This window comes from Mesorhizobium sp. B4-1-1 (genome assembly GCF_006439375.1).
In the GTDB taxonomy this organism is placed as follows: Bacteria; Pseudomonadota; Alphaproteobacteria; order Rhizobiales; family Rhizobiaceae; genus Mesorhizobium.
Window position 1 is genome coordinate 161,862 of sequence record NZ_VFTH01000012.1, and the last position, 16,182, is coordinate 178,043.

General features: G+C 65.3%; 15 protein-coding genes. 9 read left to right on the forward strand and 6 right to left on the reverse strand.

Annotation, left to right across the window (positions count from 1 at the left end; genetic code table 11):
• Nucleotides 1-66 precede the first annotated feature (66 nt).
• From FJW10_RS18390 to FJW10_RS18430, 9 genes are all read left to right on the forward strand, one after another.
• On the forward strand, nt 67-1,647 hold the full coding sequence (locus tag FJW10_RS18390; protein ID WP_140901151.1) for a sugar ABC transporter ATP-binding protein: 1,581 nt from the start codon (nt 67-69) through the stop codon (nt 1,645-1,647).
• Entirely contained in the window at nt 1,644-2,939 is a 1,296-nt protein-coding gene (locus tag FJW10_RS18395; RefSeq protein ID WP_140901152.1) for an ABC transporter permease, read from the forward strand. Before FJW10_RS18390 ends, FJW10_RS18395 begins: the two co-directional genes overlap by 4 nt.
• 18 nt (nt 2,940-2,957) lie before the next feature.
• Nucleotides 2,958-3,926 (forward strand): substrate-binding domain-containing protein, encoded by a 969-nt coding sequence (locus FJW10_RS18400; protein WP_140654562.1) that lies wholly within the window; start codon nt 2,958-2,960, stop codon nt 3,924-3,926.
• A gap of 463 nt (nt 3,927-4,389) precedes the next feature.
• Nucleotides 4,390-6,306 carry a molecular chaperone DnaK gene (gene dnaK, locus FJW10_RS18405; RefSeq protein ID WP_140641989.1) on the forward strand — a complete coding sequence of 639 codons (1,917 nt, stop codon included), beginning with the start codon at nt 4,390-4,392 and terminating at the stop codon, nt 6,304-6,306.
• A gap of 202 nt (nt 6,307-6,508) precedes the next feature.
• Nucleotides 6,509-7,639: a molecular chaperone DnaJ gene (dnaJ, locus tag FJW10_RS18410; RefSeq protein WP_140901153.1), complete on the forward strand. Its 1,131-nt coding sequence runs from the start codon at nt 6,509-6,511 to the stop codon at nt 7,637-7,639.
• 165 nt (nt 7,640-7,804) lie between these two features.
• The gene (gene pmtA, locus FJW10_RS18415) at nt 7,805-8,407 is read left to right on the forward strand and encodes a phospholipid N-methyltransferase PmtA (RefSeq protein ID WP_140654565.1); all 603 of its coding nucleotides are present in this window, start codon (nt 7,805-7,807) and stop codon (nt 8,405-8,407) included.
• 86 nt (nt 8,408-8,493) lie between these two features.
• Nucleotides 8,494-9,090 carry an NADPH-dependent FMN reductase gene (locus tag FJW10_RS18420; protein WP_140901154.1) on the forward strand — a complete coding sequence of 199 codons (597 nt, stop codon included), beginning with the start codon at nt 8,494-8,496 and terminating at the stop codon, nt 9,088-9,090.
• Nucleotides 9,091-9,113: 23 nt separating this feature from the next.
• A complete protein-coding gene (gene pyrF, locus FJW10_RS18425) occupies nt 9,114-9,797 on the forward strand; it encodes an orotidine-5'-phosphate decarboxylase (RefSeq protein WP_246674303.1) in 684 nt (227 codons plus the stop codon).
• Nucleotides 9,798-10,026: 229 nt separating this feature from the next.
• Complete coding sequence (locus FJW10_RS18430; protein ID WP_040986451.1) at nt 10,027-10,314, forward strand: DUF1330 domain-containing protein; 288 nt, start codon at nt 10,027-10,029, stop codon at nt 10,312-10,314.
• Between the two features lie 107 nt (nt 10,315-10,421).
• Here the strand turns inward: FJW10_RS18430 and FJW10_RS18435 are convergent, their stop codons facing one another.
• From FJW10_RS18435 to FJW10_RS18460, 6 genes are all read right to left on the reverse strand, one after another.
• On the reverse strand, nt 10,422-11,690 hold the full coding sequence (locus tag FJW10_RS18435; protein WP_210239807.1) for a low temperature requirement protein A: 1,269 nt from the start codon (nt 11,688-11,690) through the stop codon (nt 10,422-10,424).
• A 62-nt stretch (nt 11,691-11,752) separates the two neighbouring features.
• Nucleotides 11,753-12,832: a D-alanine:D-lactate ligase-like protein gene (locus tag FJW10_RS18440; protein ID WP_140901156.1), complete on the reverse strand. Its 1,080-nt coding sequence runs from the start codon at nt 12,830-12,832 to the stop codon at nt 11,753-11,755.
• Between the two features lie 112 nt (nt 12,833-12,944).
• The gene (locus FJW10_RS18445; RefSeq protein ID WP_140901157.1) at nt 12,945-13,817 is read right to left on the reverse strand and encodes an SMP-30/gluconolactonase/LRE family protein; all 873 of its coding nucleotides are present in this window, start codon (nt 13,815-13,817) and stop codon (nt 12,945-12,947) included.
• Nucleotides 13,817-14,455 carry a 2-dehydro-3-deoxy-6-phosphogalactonate aldolase gene (locus tag FJW10_RS18450; protein ID WP_140901158.1) on the reverse strand — a complete coding sequence of 213 codons (639 nt, stop codon included), beginning with the start codon at nt 14,453-14,455 and terminating at the stop codon, nt 13,817-13,819. Before FJW10_RS18450 ends, FJW10_RS18445 begins: the two co-directional genes overlap by 1 nt.
• The gene (locus tag FJW10_RS18455; protein WP_246674300.1) at nt 14,455-15,387 is read right to left on the reverse strand and encodes a 2-dehydro-3-deoxygalactonokinase; all 933 of its coding nucleotides are present in this window, start codon (nt 15,385-15,387) and stop codon (nt 14,455-14,457) included. Before FJW10_RS18455 ends, FJW10_RS18450 begins: the two co-directional genes overlap by 1 nt.
• The gene (locus tag FJW10_RS18460; protein ID WP_140901160.1) at nt 15,384-16,151 is read right to left on the reverse strand and encodes an SDR family oxidoreductase; all 768 of its coding nucleotides are present in this window, start codon (nt 16,149-16,151) and stop codon (nt 15,384-15,386) included. Before FJW10_RS18460 ends, FJW10_RS18455 begins: the two co-directional genes overlap by 4 nt.
• Between the last annotated feature and the right edge of the window lie 31 nt (nt 16,152-16,182).

Below are 16,182 nucleotides of genomic sequence, written 5' to 3' on the forward strand. Positions count from 1 at the left end.
ATATTCGAAACGTTTAGATTAGCGTTCGGACAGTTGAAGACGACGGAGGGAGGCCGTCCTTTTGCCATGCAGCGCGCTGATTCCATCACGACTGGCAACGCGACCGCCGACGGTCCCGCCGTCGTCCTGAGCGCGACCGGCATTTCCAAGCGATTTGGCGGCATCGCCGCGCTGTCCGATGTGAGCCTGGACCTCAGGCCCGGCGAGGTGCATGCGCTGATGGGCGAGAACGGCGCCGGCAAGTCGACGCTGATGAAGATCCTCTCCGGCGTCTATACCGATTACGAAGGCGCCGTGGCTATCGATGGCCAGCCGGTGCGTTTCACCGGTGTCCGCGACGCCGAGGACGCCGGCATCGCCATCATCCACCAGGAGCTCAACCTCGTCCCCGAGCTCAGTGTCGCCGACAATATCTTCCTCGGCCGCGAAAAGCTGATCGCCGGGCTGGTCGTCGACCGCAAGGCGAGCAGCCGCGCAGCCAGCGCTCTGCTGCGGCGGCTGGGCATCGAGCTCGATCCGGAAGCGCGGGTCGGCACGCTCAGGGTCGGCGAGCAGCAGCTGGTGGAGATCGCCAAGGCGCTGTCGAAATCGGCACGCATCCTGATCATGGACGAGCCGACCTCGGCGCTGTCGCCGGCCGAGTGCGAGCGGCTGTTCCGCATCATCGGCCAGCTTGCGGCGAGCGGCGTCGCGATCGTCTATATCTCGCACCGCATCGACGAGGTGATGCACCTGGCCAGCCGGGTGACGGTGCTGCGCGACGGGCGCCATGTGATGACTGACGACATGGCGGGGCTGGGCGAAGACGCCATCATCTCCGCCATGGTCGGGCGCGACCTCCTCGCTACCTCCGGTCACGAAGGCGGCCCCGGCGACAAGGTGGTGCTCTCGGTCAGGGACCTGTCGCTATCGAAGCCCGACCGGCATGGCTGGCGCACGGTGATCGACGGCGTCGGCTTCGACCTTGCAGCCGGCGAGATCCTCGGCATCGGCGGGCTGCTGGGTTCCGGCCGCACCGAGATCCTGGAAGCGATCTTCGGCTCCAGCGGCGGCCGCACCGGCGGCGAGATCCGGCTCGACGGCGCGCCGGTCGAGATCGGCTCGCCGCGCGAGGCCCGCCGGCTCGGCATCGCTCTGGTGACCGAGGACCGCAAGACGCAAGGCCTGCATCTTCAGGCCTCGATCACCGACAATGTCGCCCTGCCCCTGGTCGGCGCGCTGGCGCGCTTCGGCTTGCGCTCGCGCTCAGGCGAGCAAGGCCTTGCGCGAGAGGCAGTCAGTGCGCTCGGCATACGCTGCGAAAGCATCGAGCAGGCCGCCGGCACGCTGTCGGGCGGCAACCAGCAGAAGGTGGTGATCGGCAAATGGCTGGCGACGCGGCCGCGCGTGCTTCTGCTCGACGAGCCGACGCGCGGCATCGATGTCGGCGCCAAGCGCGAAATCTACGACCTCATCTTCAAGCTCGCCAGCGACGGTTTGGCGATTGCCGTGATCAGCTCCGAACTGCCGGAGCTTCTGCATCTCGCCGACCGCATCCTGGTCATGGCGGAGGGCCGCCAGCGCGGCATCCTGTCCCGCGCCGAAGCCAGCGAGGAAGCGATCATGCGGCTCGCCGCGCCGAGACGCACAGCGAGATCCGCCGCATGAACCTCATCAGCCTTCTCTCCCGCACCAAGCTTTACTGGGGGCTGATCGCCATCTTCCTGATCGGCGTGTTCGGCTCGCCGATCAGCTCCAAGGGCAACAACATCTTTTTGTCCTACGGCAACCTGCTCGACGTGCTGCGCCAGGTGTCGACCACCGGCCTCATCGCCACCGGCATGACGGCGGTGATCCTGACCGGCGGCATCGATCTTTCCGTCGGCTCGCTGATGGCGATCTGCTCGGTCGTCTGCGCCATGCTGCTGACGGTGCCGGGCGTCACGCCGTCGGCGGCGCTCGGCGTGCCGACAACCGCGCTGGTCGCCTTGTGCCTCGGCGCGCTCGTCACCCGCTTCATCCTGCTCAACATCGAGAAATCCCGCGCCGGCGCCGAAGCCGGCCGCGAGGTGCGGCTGGACAAGGCGCGCGGGCTGGTCATCCCGGGCGTGGTCGGCGTCATCCTATGCTGCCTTTCGCTGTGGTACCTGCTGCCGCAGGTCGAGACCAAGTTCGGTGTGCTCGGCGTGCTTCTGATGGCGCCTTGCGTCGGCCTTCTGTTCGGCACCATCAACGGCTTCATCATCGTCGCCGGGCGGCTGCAGCCCTTCATCGTCACGCTGGCGATGATGGTGACGGCGCTCGGCATCGCCAGGCTGACCGCCGGCCAGAACAATGCGGTGCTGCCGGTCTACACCGGCTCCAACGCCACCGCCGAATTCGAGATCCTGCGTTCGCTGGTGTTCGGCGTCGTGCCGATGCCGGGCCTGTTCTTCCTCGGCGCGATCGTGATCTACGGCGCGGTGCTGCGCTTCACGCCCTTCGGTCGCTATGTCTACGCCATCGGCGGCAATGAGGAGGCCGCGCGGCTTTCGGGCATCGCCGCCGGGCGCGTCAAGATCGCCACTTATGCGGTGTCCGGCCTGCTCGCCGGCATCGCGGCGGTGCTCTACGTCGCGCAATACCGGCAAGGCAAGCCCGATGCCGGCGCGGGGCTCGAGCTCGACGCCATCGCCGCCGTGGTCATCGGCGGCACCAGCCTGATGGGCGGGCGCGGCAGCCTGATCGGCACCTTCTGCGGCGTGCTGATCTTCGGGCTGCTGTCCAACATCCTGCAGCTGCACAACATCAATTCCAACCTTCAGCTGGTGCTGAAGGGAGCGATCATCATCGGCACCGTGCTCGTGCAGGAGCGCAACGCCGGCGACCTTCTCAGCTATCTGCGCCTGCCCAACGGACGGGCGGCGCAAAAGGAAACGGCCGCGGCCAAGCGACCGTCACAGGAGACCTCGTCTCTATAATCCGGAGGAAACAGGACCATGAAACGACGTGATATGCTGAAGCTCGCCACTTTCGCGGCGGCACTTCTGACGACCACCGCAATCTTGTCCGGCAACCATGCCTTTGCCCAGGACAAGAAGTGGAAGATCGGCTTCTCGCAGGTGACGACCATCGAGCCCTGGCGCGCCCAGTTCAACAAAGACATCATCGCGGAGGCCGCCAAGCACCCGGACGTCGAGCTGATCATCACCGACGGCGAGGACAAGACCGAAAAGCAGGTCGCCGATGTCGAGAACCTGATCCGCCAGGAGGTCGACGCGCTGCTGGTGTCGCCGAAGGAATCGGCCGGCCTCACCGGCGTGGTGCAGCAGGCGATCGACGCCAAGATCCCGGTCTTCGTGCTCGACCGCAATGTCGACACCAAGGATTACACGCAGTTCGTCGGCGGCGACAACGCGCTGATCGGCCGCGCCGCGGGCGAATACGCCGTCGAGCTCCTCGGCGGCAAGGGCAAGGCCGCCGGCAATGTCGTCGAGATCTGGGGCGGCATGGGAACGCAGCCGGCGCATGACCGCCATGACGGCTTCCATGAATTCACCGACAAGGAACCGGGCATCAAGTACCTGCTCGACCAGCAGTCGGGCGACTGGAAGCAGGACCAGGCCTACAACATCATGGCCAACGCGCTGAAGACCAACGAGAAGATCGACCTGGTCTACGGCCACAACGACCCGATGGCCTATGGCGCCTATCTCGCGGCCAAGGACGTCGGGCGCGAAAAGGACATCAAGTTCATCGGCATCGACGGCCTGCCCAACGAAGGCGTGCAGATGGTGAACAAGGGCGAGCTGACGGCGACCTTCACCTATGTCACGCCGGGCGCCGAGGGCCTGCGCCAGGCGATCAAGTTCCTGAACGGCGAGAAGGTCGAGAAGACCATCACGCTGCCGACGGAAAAGGTCACCAAGGACAACGCCGCCAAGATTCTCAAGGACAACGGGCTCTAAGCCCGGAACACCCTGCCGGGCGCGTGGACCGGCAGGGCTTTTGCCAGGGCGCCGGGCGCTCTTCAAATCTCGTCGCCAGGTGCCGAACCCATGGCGGCAACGCGGATTTCGGGCTCTTTCGCGACCGAAAGTCACGCCCGCCAGGGCAAGCCTTGCCCTGCCCGGAAGGCCTATCCGCGCGTCGTCGACCGCGCCTGTTTCAAAAAAGCGATCCGGAACAATGCGATAGCGCGATCTCGCGCCGGTCCTGCCGTAAGGCGCGGCAGCTCGCCTTCCGGCCCGCGTCGAGACGACGGACACCTTGCGCAGAATGCTTGCGCCTTGTGTCGCCTGTTCTTATATACGCGCCAGCCGTCCGGCCTCGAAAAGCGGGGACCGCGATGGGATTTCTTGTGAACAGGGGCTTTCGTCGGAACGCCTTTTGAAGGGTCCTGAGAGCCTGCTTAGAGGAGAGACTAGAACAATGGCAAAAGTTATCGGTATCGATCTCGGCACTACCAATTCCTGTATCGCCATCATGGATGGCAAGGACCCCAAGGTGATCGAGAACGCTGAGGGCGCGCGCACGACGCCTTCCATCGTCGCCATCTCGAATGACGGCGAACGTCTCGTCGGCCAGCCGGCCAAGCGCCAGGCGGTCACCAATCCGGAAAACACCATCTTCGCGGTCAAGCGTCTGATCGGCCGCCGCTATGACGACCCGGTGACGGAAAAGGACAAGAAACTTGTCCCCTACAAGATCGTCAAGGGCGACAATGGCGACGCGTGGGTCGAGGCCGGCGGCAAGAAGCAGTCGCCCAGCCAGATCTCGGCCATGATCCTGCAGAAGATGAAGGAGACGGCGGAAGCCTATCTCGGCGAGAAGGTCGAGAAGGCGGTCATCACCGTTCCGGCCTATTTCAACGACGCCCAGCGCCAGGCGACCAAGGACGCCGGCAGGATCGCCGGCCTTGAGGTGCTGCGCATCATCAACGAGCCGACGGCCGCGGCGCTCGCCTATGGCCTGGAGAAGAAGGACGGCAAGACGATCGCCGTCTATGACCTTGGCGGCGGCACCTTCGATATTTCCGTGCTGGAAATCGGCGATGGCGTCTTCGAGGTGAAGTCGACCAACGGCGACACCTTCCTTGGCGGCGAGGACTTCGACATGCGGCTCGTCGAGTATCTGGCGGCCGAGTTCAAGAAGGAACAGGGCATCGACCTGAAGAACGACAAGCTTGCCCTGCAGCGCCTCAAGGAAGCCGCGGAAAAGGCCAAGATCGAGCTGTCGTCAACGACGCAGACCGAAATCAACCTGCCCTTCATCACCGCCGACGCCAGCGGCCCGAAGCACCTGACGATGAAGCTCACCCGGGCGAAGTTCGAAAGCCTGGTCGAGGACCTCGTGCAGCGCACGATCGAGCCCTGCAAGGCGGCGCTCAAGGATGCCGGCCTGAAGGCCGGCGAGATCGACGAAGTGGTGCTGGTCGGCGGCATGACCCGCATGCCCAAGATCCAGGAGATCGTGAAGCAGTTCTTCGGCAAGGAGCCGCATAAGGGCGTCAACCCGGACGAGGTCGTCGCTCTCGGCGCGGCCATCCAGGCCGGCGTGCTGCAGGGCGACGTCAAGGACGTTCTGCTGCTCGACGTGACGCCGCTGTCGCTGGGCATCGAGACGCTGGGTGGCGTGTTCACCAGGCTGATCGAGCGCAACACCACGATCCCGACCAAGAAGAGCCAGACCTTCTCGACCGCCGAGGATTCGCAGTCGGCGGTGACGATCCGGGTCTTCCAGGGCGAGCGCGAAATGGCGGCCGACAACAAGATGCTCGGCCAGTTCGACCTGGTCGGCATCCCGCCGGCCCCGCGCGGCGTGCCGCAGATCGAGGTCACTTTCGACATCGACGCCAACGGCATCGTCAACGTCTCGGCCAAGGACAAGGGCACCGGCAAGGAGCACCAGATCCGCATCCAGGCTTCCGGCGGCCTGTCCGACGCCGACATCGAGAAGATGGTGAAGGACGCCGAGGCCAATGCCGACGCGGACAAGAAGCGCCGTGCCCTCGTCGAGGCGCGCAATCAGGCCGAAGCGCTGGTGCATTCTTCCGAGAAGTCGCTCAAGGACTATGGCGACAAGGTCTCGGAGGCTGACCGCACCGCGATCGCCGACGCCATCGCCGCGCTGAAGGCCGCGGCCGAAGGCGACGACCCGGCCGATATCGAGGCCAAGTCGCAGTCGCTTGCCGAAGCTTCGATGAAGCTCGGCCAGGCCATGTACGAGGCCTCGCAGAAGGAAGCGGCCGAAGCCGACGCCAAGGCGGATGCCGCCAAGGATTCGGACGTGGTCGACGCCGACTTCGAGGAAATCGACGAAGACGACGACAAGAAGAAGTCGGCCTGAGCCGGCTGACGGCGGATCATGCGAAAAGCCCGGCGCAAGGCCGGGCTTTTTTGCAACCCCAGTCGAAAAAGTGACAGAAAAACCCGGAGCGGCGCCGGCCTGGTACTAGCATCCGGGAAACATCGCTCCTAAATCCAAGAACGTGCCGGCAAACGTCGCCAACAATGCTTGAAGACATTGAGCATCCGGACAGCGGGAAAAAATGAAAGCTGATTTCTACGAAACGCTGGGCGTGCAAAAAGGCGCCGACGACAAGGAACTCAAGAGCGCTTTCCGTAAGCTCGCCATGCAGTTCCATCCCGACCGCAACCCGGGTGACGGCGCCTGCGAGCACAAGTTCAAGGAAATCAACGAAGCCTACGAGACGCTGAAGGACCCGCAGAAGCGCGCCGCCTATGACCGTTTCGGCCATGCCGCCTTCGAGCAGGGCGGCATGAACGGAGCCGCGCATGGTTTCGGCGCCGGCGGCTTCGCCGACATCTTCGAGGATATCTTCGGCGACATGATGGGCGGCCGCCAGCGCCGCTCCTCCGGCGGCCGCGAACGCGGTGCCGACCTGCGCTACAACATGGAAATCACGCTGGAAGAAGCCTTTTGCGGCAAGACGGCGCAGATTCGGGTGCCGGCTTCAATCTCGTGCTCGGAATGCTCCGGCAGCGGCGCCAAGCCCGGCACGCAGCCGGTGACCTGTTCGATGTGCCACGGCCACGGCAAGGTGCGCGCCACGCAAGGCTTCTTCTCGATCGAACGCACCTGCCCGCAATGCCAGGGCCGCGGCCAGACGATCAAGGACCCCTGCCCGAAATGCGCCGGACAGGGCCGCGTCACCGAGGAGCGCTCGCTGTCGGTCAACATCCCGGCCGGCATCGAGGACGGCACCCGCATCCGGCTGGCCAATGAGGGCGAAGCCGGCCTGCGCGGCGGACCGTCCGGCGACCTCTACATCTTCCTGGCGGTCAAGCCGCACGAATTCTTCCAGCGCGACGGCGCCGATCTCTACTGCAAGGTGCCGATCTCGATGACGACGGCAGCGCTTGGCGGCTCCTTCGAGGTCACCACGCTCGACGGCACGCAGACCAAGGTCAAGGTGACGGAAGGCACGCAGAACGGCCGCCAGTTCCGCCTCAAGGGCAAGGGCATGCCGGTGCTGCGCCAGCCCAATGTCGGCGACCTCTACATCCAGACGGCGGTCGAGACGCCGCAGAACCTGTCGCGCCGCCAGCGCGAATTGCTGGAAGAGTTCGAGCAACTCTCCTCGAAGGACAATTCGCCCCAGTCGAGCGGCTTTTTCGCCCGCATGAAGGACTTCTTCGAGTCGTTCGGCGAAGGCTGAGGTCTTGTTGACGCAAGTCGTTGTCGCAAAACCGCTTCGCGCTTTTGAGCGACGTGCGTTCGGCTTCCCAAGCGTCGTCAACACCTTATGCCAGGTTGACGCCTTGCCTTGTCCCACCCAACTGCTAAGTAGCGGATCGGGGGGTGAGCATTGAGGAGAGCTCGCATGGCACGTAGTCCCGGGTTGCGCAAAGCGCTGGCGGAAAAATTCGACGACGAGCTGAAGTTCTTCAAAGGCTGGATCGACAAGCCGAAAACCGTCGGCTCGATCGTTCCCACCAGTTCCATCACCGCCCGCAAGATGGCGTCGATCGTCAATCCGAGATCGGGCCTGCCGGTGCTCGAGGTCGGGCCCGGCACCGGGGTCATCACCCGCGCCATCCTGGCCCAGGGCGTGAAGCCCGAAAACCTCTACGCGGTCGAATATTCGACCGACTTCGTGCGCCATCTGCGCGGACTCTATCCGGGCGTCAACGTGATCGAGGGCGACGCCTTCAATCTCAATGCCACGCTCGGCGACAAGCGCGACATGGTGTTCGATTCGGTCGTTTCCGGCGTGCCGCTGCTCAACTTCCCGGTCGCCCAGCGCATCGCCTATATCGAAAGCCTGCTCGACCGCATTCCCGCCGGCAGGCCGATCGTGCAGCTGACCTACGGCCCGCTGTCGCCGATCCCGCCCGGCCGCGGCAACTACACGGTCAAGCATTTCGATTTCATCATCCGCAACATCCCGCCGACGCAGCTTTGGATCTACCGAAGGGAGGGATAAGGCAGTAGGGAATAGTCAGGAAACCACTCTCCTAATGCCTAATGCCTAATGCCTAATGCCTATTCCCTACTGCCTTTTGCGAAGCAATGCCCGTGATCCCAAGAATCCTCGTCTTCGCCGGCTCGGTCCGGACCGGCGCCTTCAGCGGCCGGACCGCCGATGCGGCGCAGAAGGAACTGGCCATGCAGGGCGCCGAGGTGACGCGCATCTCGCTTGGCGATTATCCGCTGCCGATCATGGACGAGGACCTGGAAAAGGAAAAAGGCCTCCCCGAGAACGCGGTCAAGCTCGGCCGCCAGATCGCGGCGCATGACGGGTTGCTGATCGCGACGCCCGAATATAACGGCTCGATCCCGCCGCTGCTCAAGAACAGCATCGACTGGGTGAGCCGGATACGGCGCGACGGCAGCCGCGCGTTCAGGCCACTTGCCAGCAAGCCCGCAGGGCTCTGCTCCTCGTCGGAAGGCAAGTTCGCCGGCATACGCTGCATCAACCATCTGCGCGCGGTGCTGGTGCGCTGCCAGATGGAGGTGATCACCCCGGAATGCTCGGTCTCCGAGGCCGACACGGCGTTCGCCGAGGACGGACAGTTCAGGGATGCCAGACTACACCAATCGATGGAGCGCCTATGCCGTACACTGATCGAAACCTCGCGCATGCTGTCGACCAGGATCGAGGCGTGATCAGCTTCGCGGAGGCCGGCACGATGCGGGAGCGGCTGATCGTCGGGCTCGACCTGGCGACGCTGAAGGAGGCCGAGAGAGCGGTGCGCGAGCTCGAAGGCACCGTTTCCTTCTACAAGATCGGCTACCAACTCATCTTCGCCGGCGGATTGGACTTCGCGCGGGAACTCGCCAGCGGCGGCACCAAGGTGTTCCTCGACATGAAGCTGCTCGACATCGACAACACGGTCGCCAAGGGCGTCGAAAACATCGTCAGGATGGGCATGACGATGCTGACGCTGCATGCCTACCCCAGGGCCATGAAAGCAGCGGTCGAGGCGGCCAAGGGCAGCGATCTGTGCCTGCTCGGCGTGACGGTGCTGACCTCGATGGACGAGCAGGACGTGATCGACGCCGGCTATGAATACGACCCGCACACGCTGGTGCTCAGGCGCTCCGAACAGGCGCTGCACGCCGGCATGGGTGGCATCGTCTGCTCGGCGGAGGAAGCTGAAGCGGTGCGCCGGATCGTCGGACCCGACCTGGCGGTGGTGACGCCGGGCATCCGGCCGGCCGGCAGCGACCATGGCGACCAGAAACGCGTGGTGACGCCGGCGCAGGCGATCCGCAACGGCGCCAGCCACTTGGTCGTCGGCCGGCCGATCGTCGCGGCGCCCGACCGGCGCGCGGCGGCCGAGGCAATTCTCGCCGAAATGCAATCCGCCTGAGGACCAGTTTCGAAATTCTACTCCAGCGGTCATTTGGCGGCGTTTTCTGCGCTTCCGGTGCTCACGTACTTTAAGTACGCTCCGGCCTTCGCCGGCCGAAGCCCCCATAAGTCTCCGTTCCATGAAGGTTACGGCCGGCGAAAGCCGGTTCTCGAAACACCACCAGCTGGCTCGCCGGAGCGACTTTCGGAACTGGTCCTCGTTCGCGAAAACAGACAGGAGAAAGAGAATGCCTAAGGGATATTGGATCGCCCGTGTCGATGTGCGCGACGCCGAGGGCTACAAGGACTATGTCGCCGCCGCGAAGCTCGCCTTCGACCGCTTCGGCGCGAAGTTCCTGGCGCGCGGCGGCGAGCACGAAAAGGCCGAAGGGCCGGGCCGGGCCCGCAACGTCATCATCGAGTTCGAATCGCTTGCGGCGGCGCATGACTGCTACCACTCGCCGGAATACCAGCGCGCCGTCGCCATCCGCCAGAAAGTGGCCGACGGCGAGATCGTGCTGGTCGAGGGCATCTAAAGCGCGTCGCGTGGAAACGGATTCACGCGACGCGCTTTAGGTCGTTGCTTGATGCATGTCGTTGTCGCAAAACCGAGGCCACTTTTGCGCGACATGCATTAGACCCGTCAGTGCAGCGTGTGCCGCTCGTCGATGGCGAGCGATTCCGCCTCATGCCGGTGGCCATGGATTTCATAGCCGACGACGGTGATCGCCGGCGCCAGCGTCAGGATGATCAGGCAGGCCGCCATGTCGACGCCGGCAATGGCGGCGATGACGGCAAGCGCCACGACCGCCGCCGTGGCCAGCAGCAGCCAGATGTGGAACGGATCGAAGCGCCGCATGAGATAATAGTAGAGCGCATAGACCCCGCCGAGAAAAATGGCGAGCGGGATCGCTGTTGAGAGCAGCGTCGCCAGCGGCCCGATATGGGCTTTGTGCTCGATGAAATAGGCCGCGACATGCAGGCCGGCGCCGGTGGCGACGATCGCGGCCACGATCAGCATCTGGCCGTAGCCCCAGACGAATGAGCGGTCGCGGTGCGCATGCAGGATCGGCGCCGACGGCAGCATGTAGTAGCACCACCACATACCGAAGGTGAGACCGGTGCCGGCGACGCCGACAAGCGCGGCATCGAGGTTCCAGCCTTGCTCCTCGACGACGGCCGACAACGAGGCCAGCGTACCGACAACCCCTTCGCCGAGCGCGATGATGGCGAACAGGCTGTAGCGTTCGGCCATGTGATGCGCATGCCAGGGCGTGCCGCCATTCCTGCGCTCGGCGAGCACGGGCCCGGCAAGCTCGACCAGCAGCAGGACGACGGCGAGCACGGCGCTGGTCTCGATCGAGAAATCGACCAGGATCTGCACCACCCAGCCGACCTGGGCGATGGCGATGGCCGTGACATAGGTGAGGCAGATGCCGCGCCGCGCGGGATCCTGCCTTGCCGCGCGCAGCCACTGGAAGATCATGGCGACGCGCATGATGACGTAGCCCAGCACCATGACGGAATTGTCGAGATGCTCGCCATGCTCGATCGAGGCGAACATGCGCGGCAGGCCGATGGCCAGCACCAGCACGCCGATCATCTGCACCATGGTGATGAGGCGGAAGACCCAGTCGTCGGTGTCATAGGCCGAGGAGAACCAGGAGAAATTGATCCAGGCCCAACAGATGGCGAAGCTGGCGAAGCCGAAGCCGAGCAGCCCGGCCGCGTAGTGGCCCTCGGCCAGGGCATGCGCCAGTTGCGAGGAGGCGAGGCCGAAAGCGGTGACGAACGTCAGGTCGAAGAGCAGCTCGAGCGGCGTGGCGACGCGATGCTCCTCATGCGGGTCGCGGCCGCTCATGCGCTTCAAATGATGGTGGAGACTTTGAACGCTGACGGGCGTTGTGTTCATTGCGCGGCTCTCGTTGACACAGCCGCGACAGTAGAGGCGATGAATGAAGCGTCAAGGCGCGGCTATCGCGCCGAGAGCCTGTCCCAACCAAAGAGCCGGTTGGCCGCCGTCTCCGCCATTGCATCGGCGAGGCTCAGGCCCCACTGCCTGCGGCAATAGTCGCGAAAATCGAAACAGGGCAGGCCGGGGCACACCTCGAACTCGATGAGATGCACGGTGTCGTCGGCCTCGACCCTGAAATCGACGGAAAAGACATCCCGCAGGGCAAGGCCGCTTATCAGTTTTTGGGCAATGGCGCGGATTTTCCGGTCGGCCGCCGGCTGGCTCGAGGCGACGGGCTCGAGCTCCGGCTCGGCATAGGTGCCTGCATCCTTCGCGGCCTGGCCGGTTTCGCCGTAGAGCGCCATCGAGTCGGCCATGGTCTGGAAGTCGCCGCCGGAATCGACGAAGAAGATGCCCAAAGCCTCGATGCCGGTTTCGGGTTTCAACCCGAGGAAGCTCGCGCGCACGTTACGGCCGGCGACATAGGGCTGGACGACGACGTCGTCGCGATAATGGGAAAAGACACGCCGGCTAAGCTCCAGCGCATGGCCGAGATCGGTGACCCGGGAATCCGGCCAGATGCCGATCTTGGCGCCGAGCCGGTTGGGTTTCACGAACCAACCGGCAGGCGACGGCGGCGGCTCGACGAGCCATTCGCCGCGGCGGGCAAGGCCTGCTTGCGGCGCCGGAAGACCGAGAGCGCCAAGCACGGCGCCGCAGCGGAACTTGTCCTGACAAAGCGCGAACAGCGAATCGTCGGCGCCGATGGTGCGCAGCCCGTTGAGGCGGGCGAGCGCGGGCGCGGCGCCGCCACGGAAATAGGCGATGCCGTCGGTCAGCGTCCAGACCAGCGCGATGTCCGGGCGGGCCTCGGCAAGGGCGTTTGCGGCGGCATCCAGTTCCACCGGTGCGAAGGCGAAGCCGCGCTTGTCGCAGGCGGCGGCCAGCGCATCGAAATCGGGCGCGAGATCGGTCGACTGCGCCAGGTAGGACGATATCTCGGCGGCGCGCTCCGGCGCATGGCCGTCTGCGACCAGCCGGTCGAAACAAGCCTTCTCGGGCTCATGGACGAGGATCAGCTTGGGATTGCTACGCGGCATGGATGGACTGCTCTGGATGGACGCCAGCCGTCACCATCGCATGGCGCCCATGATTGGCTTGCGGGAAACCGACCGGGCCAGACGGTTGCGCGACAGCGCCGCGCCGTTCCGCTCAGGCGATCAGCACCCGCGGCTCGAAGCGGCCTTTGACCGGAATGTCGAGCAGGAAGGTCATGCCGGCCTGCGGATCGAGCGCGCGCTGCTTCTCGTCCTTGCCTTTCCAGGCCGAGGTCACCGCCAACCGGTCGGCTTTCTGGCCGACAAAGGCCGGGCAGGACGCCTGCGTCACCGGCATGGCGATCTCGCGCAGCAGCCTGCCGTCGGGCGCATAGGCCTTCACCGCCCTGCCGCCCCAGACGGCGTTCCAAAGCACGCCGTCGCAGTCGACGACTGAACCGTCGACATAGCCTTTCGAGGAGCGATGATCGACGAACACTTTCACTTCACCGGCGGGCAGGCCGGTCGCCGGATCGCAGGCGACGCGCATCAGAAGCCCGGTCGCGGTGTCGGTGTAGTAGGCGATTTTGCCGTCCTCTGAGAAGCAGATGGAATTCGAGACTGTGATGCCCGAAAACAGCCGGCGCAGCTCGCCCTTGAAGAACCAGTAGATCGAGCCGGCACCCTTCTCCTCGTCCTTGCCCATCGTGCCGGTCCAGAAGGCGCCGCAGGGATGAACGCGGGAATCGTTGGAGCGCGTCAGCGGGTTGTCGGCCTCGATCGGCGTGTGCAGCGTCAGCCTGCCGGTCTTGACGTCCCGGACCTGCAGGCCGACCTCGGTGGCGATGAGCTGGCGGTCGTCGTCGATGACGGCGATGGCGCTGGCCATGGTGCCGAGGTCATGCACCTTCAGCGCGCCGGCGAGCGGCTTTTCCAGAAGCTTGCCGTTGACGATGTCGAACCAGAACAGCGTGTCGGTGGCGGGATCGTAGCTCGGGCCTTCGCCGAGCTCGCAGATATGGTCGGAAAAAACCGAAACGCCGTCCATCACGCCACTCCGAAAGCTTCATCCCAGGCGGCGACCGCGGCGCGGGCGCGCTGCGCCACATCCTCGACCGTCGCGCCCGGCTTGTAGAGGCTCGACCCCAGGCCGAAGACGCTGACGCCGACCGCCTTGTAGCCGGCAAAATCCCTGTCGGAAACGCCGCCGACGGCGCCGACCAGCGTCGTTGCCGGCAGCACGGCGCGGATCGCCGCGATGCCGCTCGATCCAAGCACGCTGGCGGGGAAGAATTTCAGCGCCGAGGCGCCGAGCCGGATCGCCTGGAAAGCCTCGGTGGGCGTGAACACGCCTGGCATCGTCACCATGCCATGATGCATGGCGCGGCCCATGACCTCGGCATCGATGTTGGGGCTGACCAGCAGGCGTCCGCCAGCCTTGTGCAAAGCATCGACGTCCGTCGCCGTCAGCACCGTGCCGGCGCCGATCAGCGCGGTCTGCGGGAGCGCCTTGACCAGATCGGCGATGGAGACGAACGGCTCCGGCGAATTGAGCGGCACTTCGATCGCCTCGATGCCGGCATCATGGATCGCCCGTCCGATCGCCACGGCTTCGGAAGGCTTCAAGCCGCGCAAGATGCCGACAAGGCCGCGTTTCAGCTTCGGGAAGGGTGCGGTCTGGCTCATCAAGCGCCTCCAATCATGCCGTTCTCGCGCGCGGCCTCGACGAGACCGGCGCGCACAGCTTCATCGGCGTCGACAGTGCGAAAAGCAAGGCCGGCAAGGCCGAGCGCGGCGCCATAAAGCGTGGCCAGCGCGCCGGAGGCGACCAGCGCCACCGGTGCATCGCTCGCGCCATAGCGGCGCCTTGCCGAGGCGATCTCGCCGCCGATCAGAAGTCCGGACAGGCATGCCGCCGCATCGGCGGGCTGCAGATCCTGCAAGAGGCCGGCGGCGCGGATGGCAAACAGTTTCGAGGTGACGTCACCGCCCTCGCCCAAGGCCCGCTCGCACCACTGCCCGAAGAACGGGCTGTCCGCGGCGACCGGAGCGGGATGCTCGTCCAGCGAATGTTTCAGGATCGAGTGCGTGGCCAATACAGAGAACAATTCGCCGGTCGGCCAGGTGCCAAAACCTTCGACCGAGCCATCCTCGACCGCGACCCATTTGGAATGCGTGCCGGGCATGCAGACGAGATGGCGTCCCTTTGCCGGCAAACCGGCGCCGGCAAGCTGGGTTTCCTCGCCGCGCATGACATCCGGTGCTTCGGCCAGGCGCTGCGCGAGGCCCGGCACGATGCGGATATCGCGGCTCGAGCCCTCGATGCGGGCGGCGCCGCGCAGGATGGCGCCGATCGGCGCCGGTACGGTGACGTAGGGCGCCTCGATCCAGCCTTGCCGGGAACCGGCCATGCCGCAGATGATGACGGGCAGCGTGTCCGGCGCGCCCATGGCGCCAAGATGGCCTTCCAGCACGTTGGCAAAACCTTTTTCGCGGGCGGTGATCAGACCGTCGTCACCGCGCCGCTCGGCAAGAACCTTGCCCATACGGTCGAGCAGCCAGGCCCTGAGCCTGGTCGTGCCCCAGTCGAGCGCGGCGACCGCGGGTGCCGGGCTCACAGGAAGCCTCCGTCGACGATCAACATCTGCGCGGTGAGCATGCGCGAAGCATCCGACGCCAGGAACAGCACCGTGCCCACCATGTCGTCGGGCTGCATTACTTGCTTGATGCATTGCTTGGCGACATGGGCGGCAAGTCCCTCATCGGTGACCCAAAGCTCGCGCTGCCGTTCGGTGATGACCCAGCCCGGCGCCACCGCGTTGACGCGGATGCGGTCGCCGCCGAGCTTGCCGGCAAGGCCCTTGGTCAGGCCGAGTATGCCTGCCTTGGCCGCGGTGTAGGCCGGCATGTCGGGGTGGTTGATCAGATAGGAGGTGGAGGTGAAGTTGATGATCGAGCCGCCGCCGGCGCGCTTCATGCCGGGCGCCACCGCCTGCGCGGTGAAGAAATGCGGCCGCAGATTGACGGCGAGGTTGTTGTCCCAGAACTCGACGGTGACGTCCTCGACCGCATGGCGCTCGTCGAGCGCGGCATTGTTGACCAGCACCGTGACGTCGCCATGCGCCTCGGCCGCCCTGGCCGCGGCGGCGCGCAGCGCCTCGATGTCGCGCAGGTCGGCCTTGAGATAGAGCGGGCGGCGGCCAAGCTCCTTTTCCAGCCGGTCGGCAAGGGCAGTGCTTGGCTTGTCGGCGATATCGATGAAGGCGACTTTCGCGTTCTGCCGCATGAAGCCTTCCGTCAACGCGGCGCCGATGCCGGAGCCGCCGCCGGTGATCAGCACCGAGGCGCCGTCGAGGTCGGCGAAACGCGCCGATGGCATCATGATCGCTTCTCCCTTTGGCCGGCGCGCATCC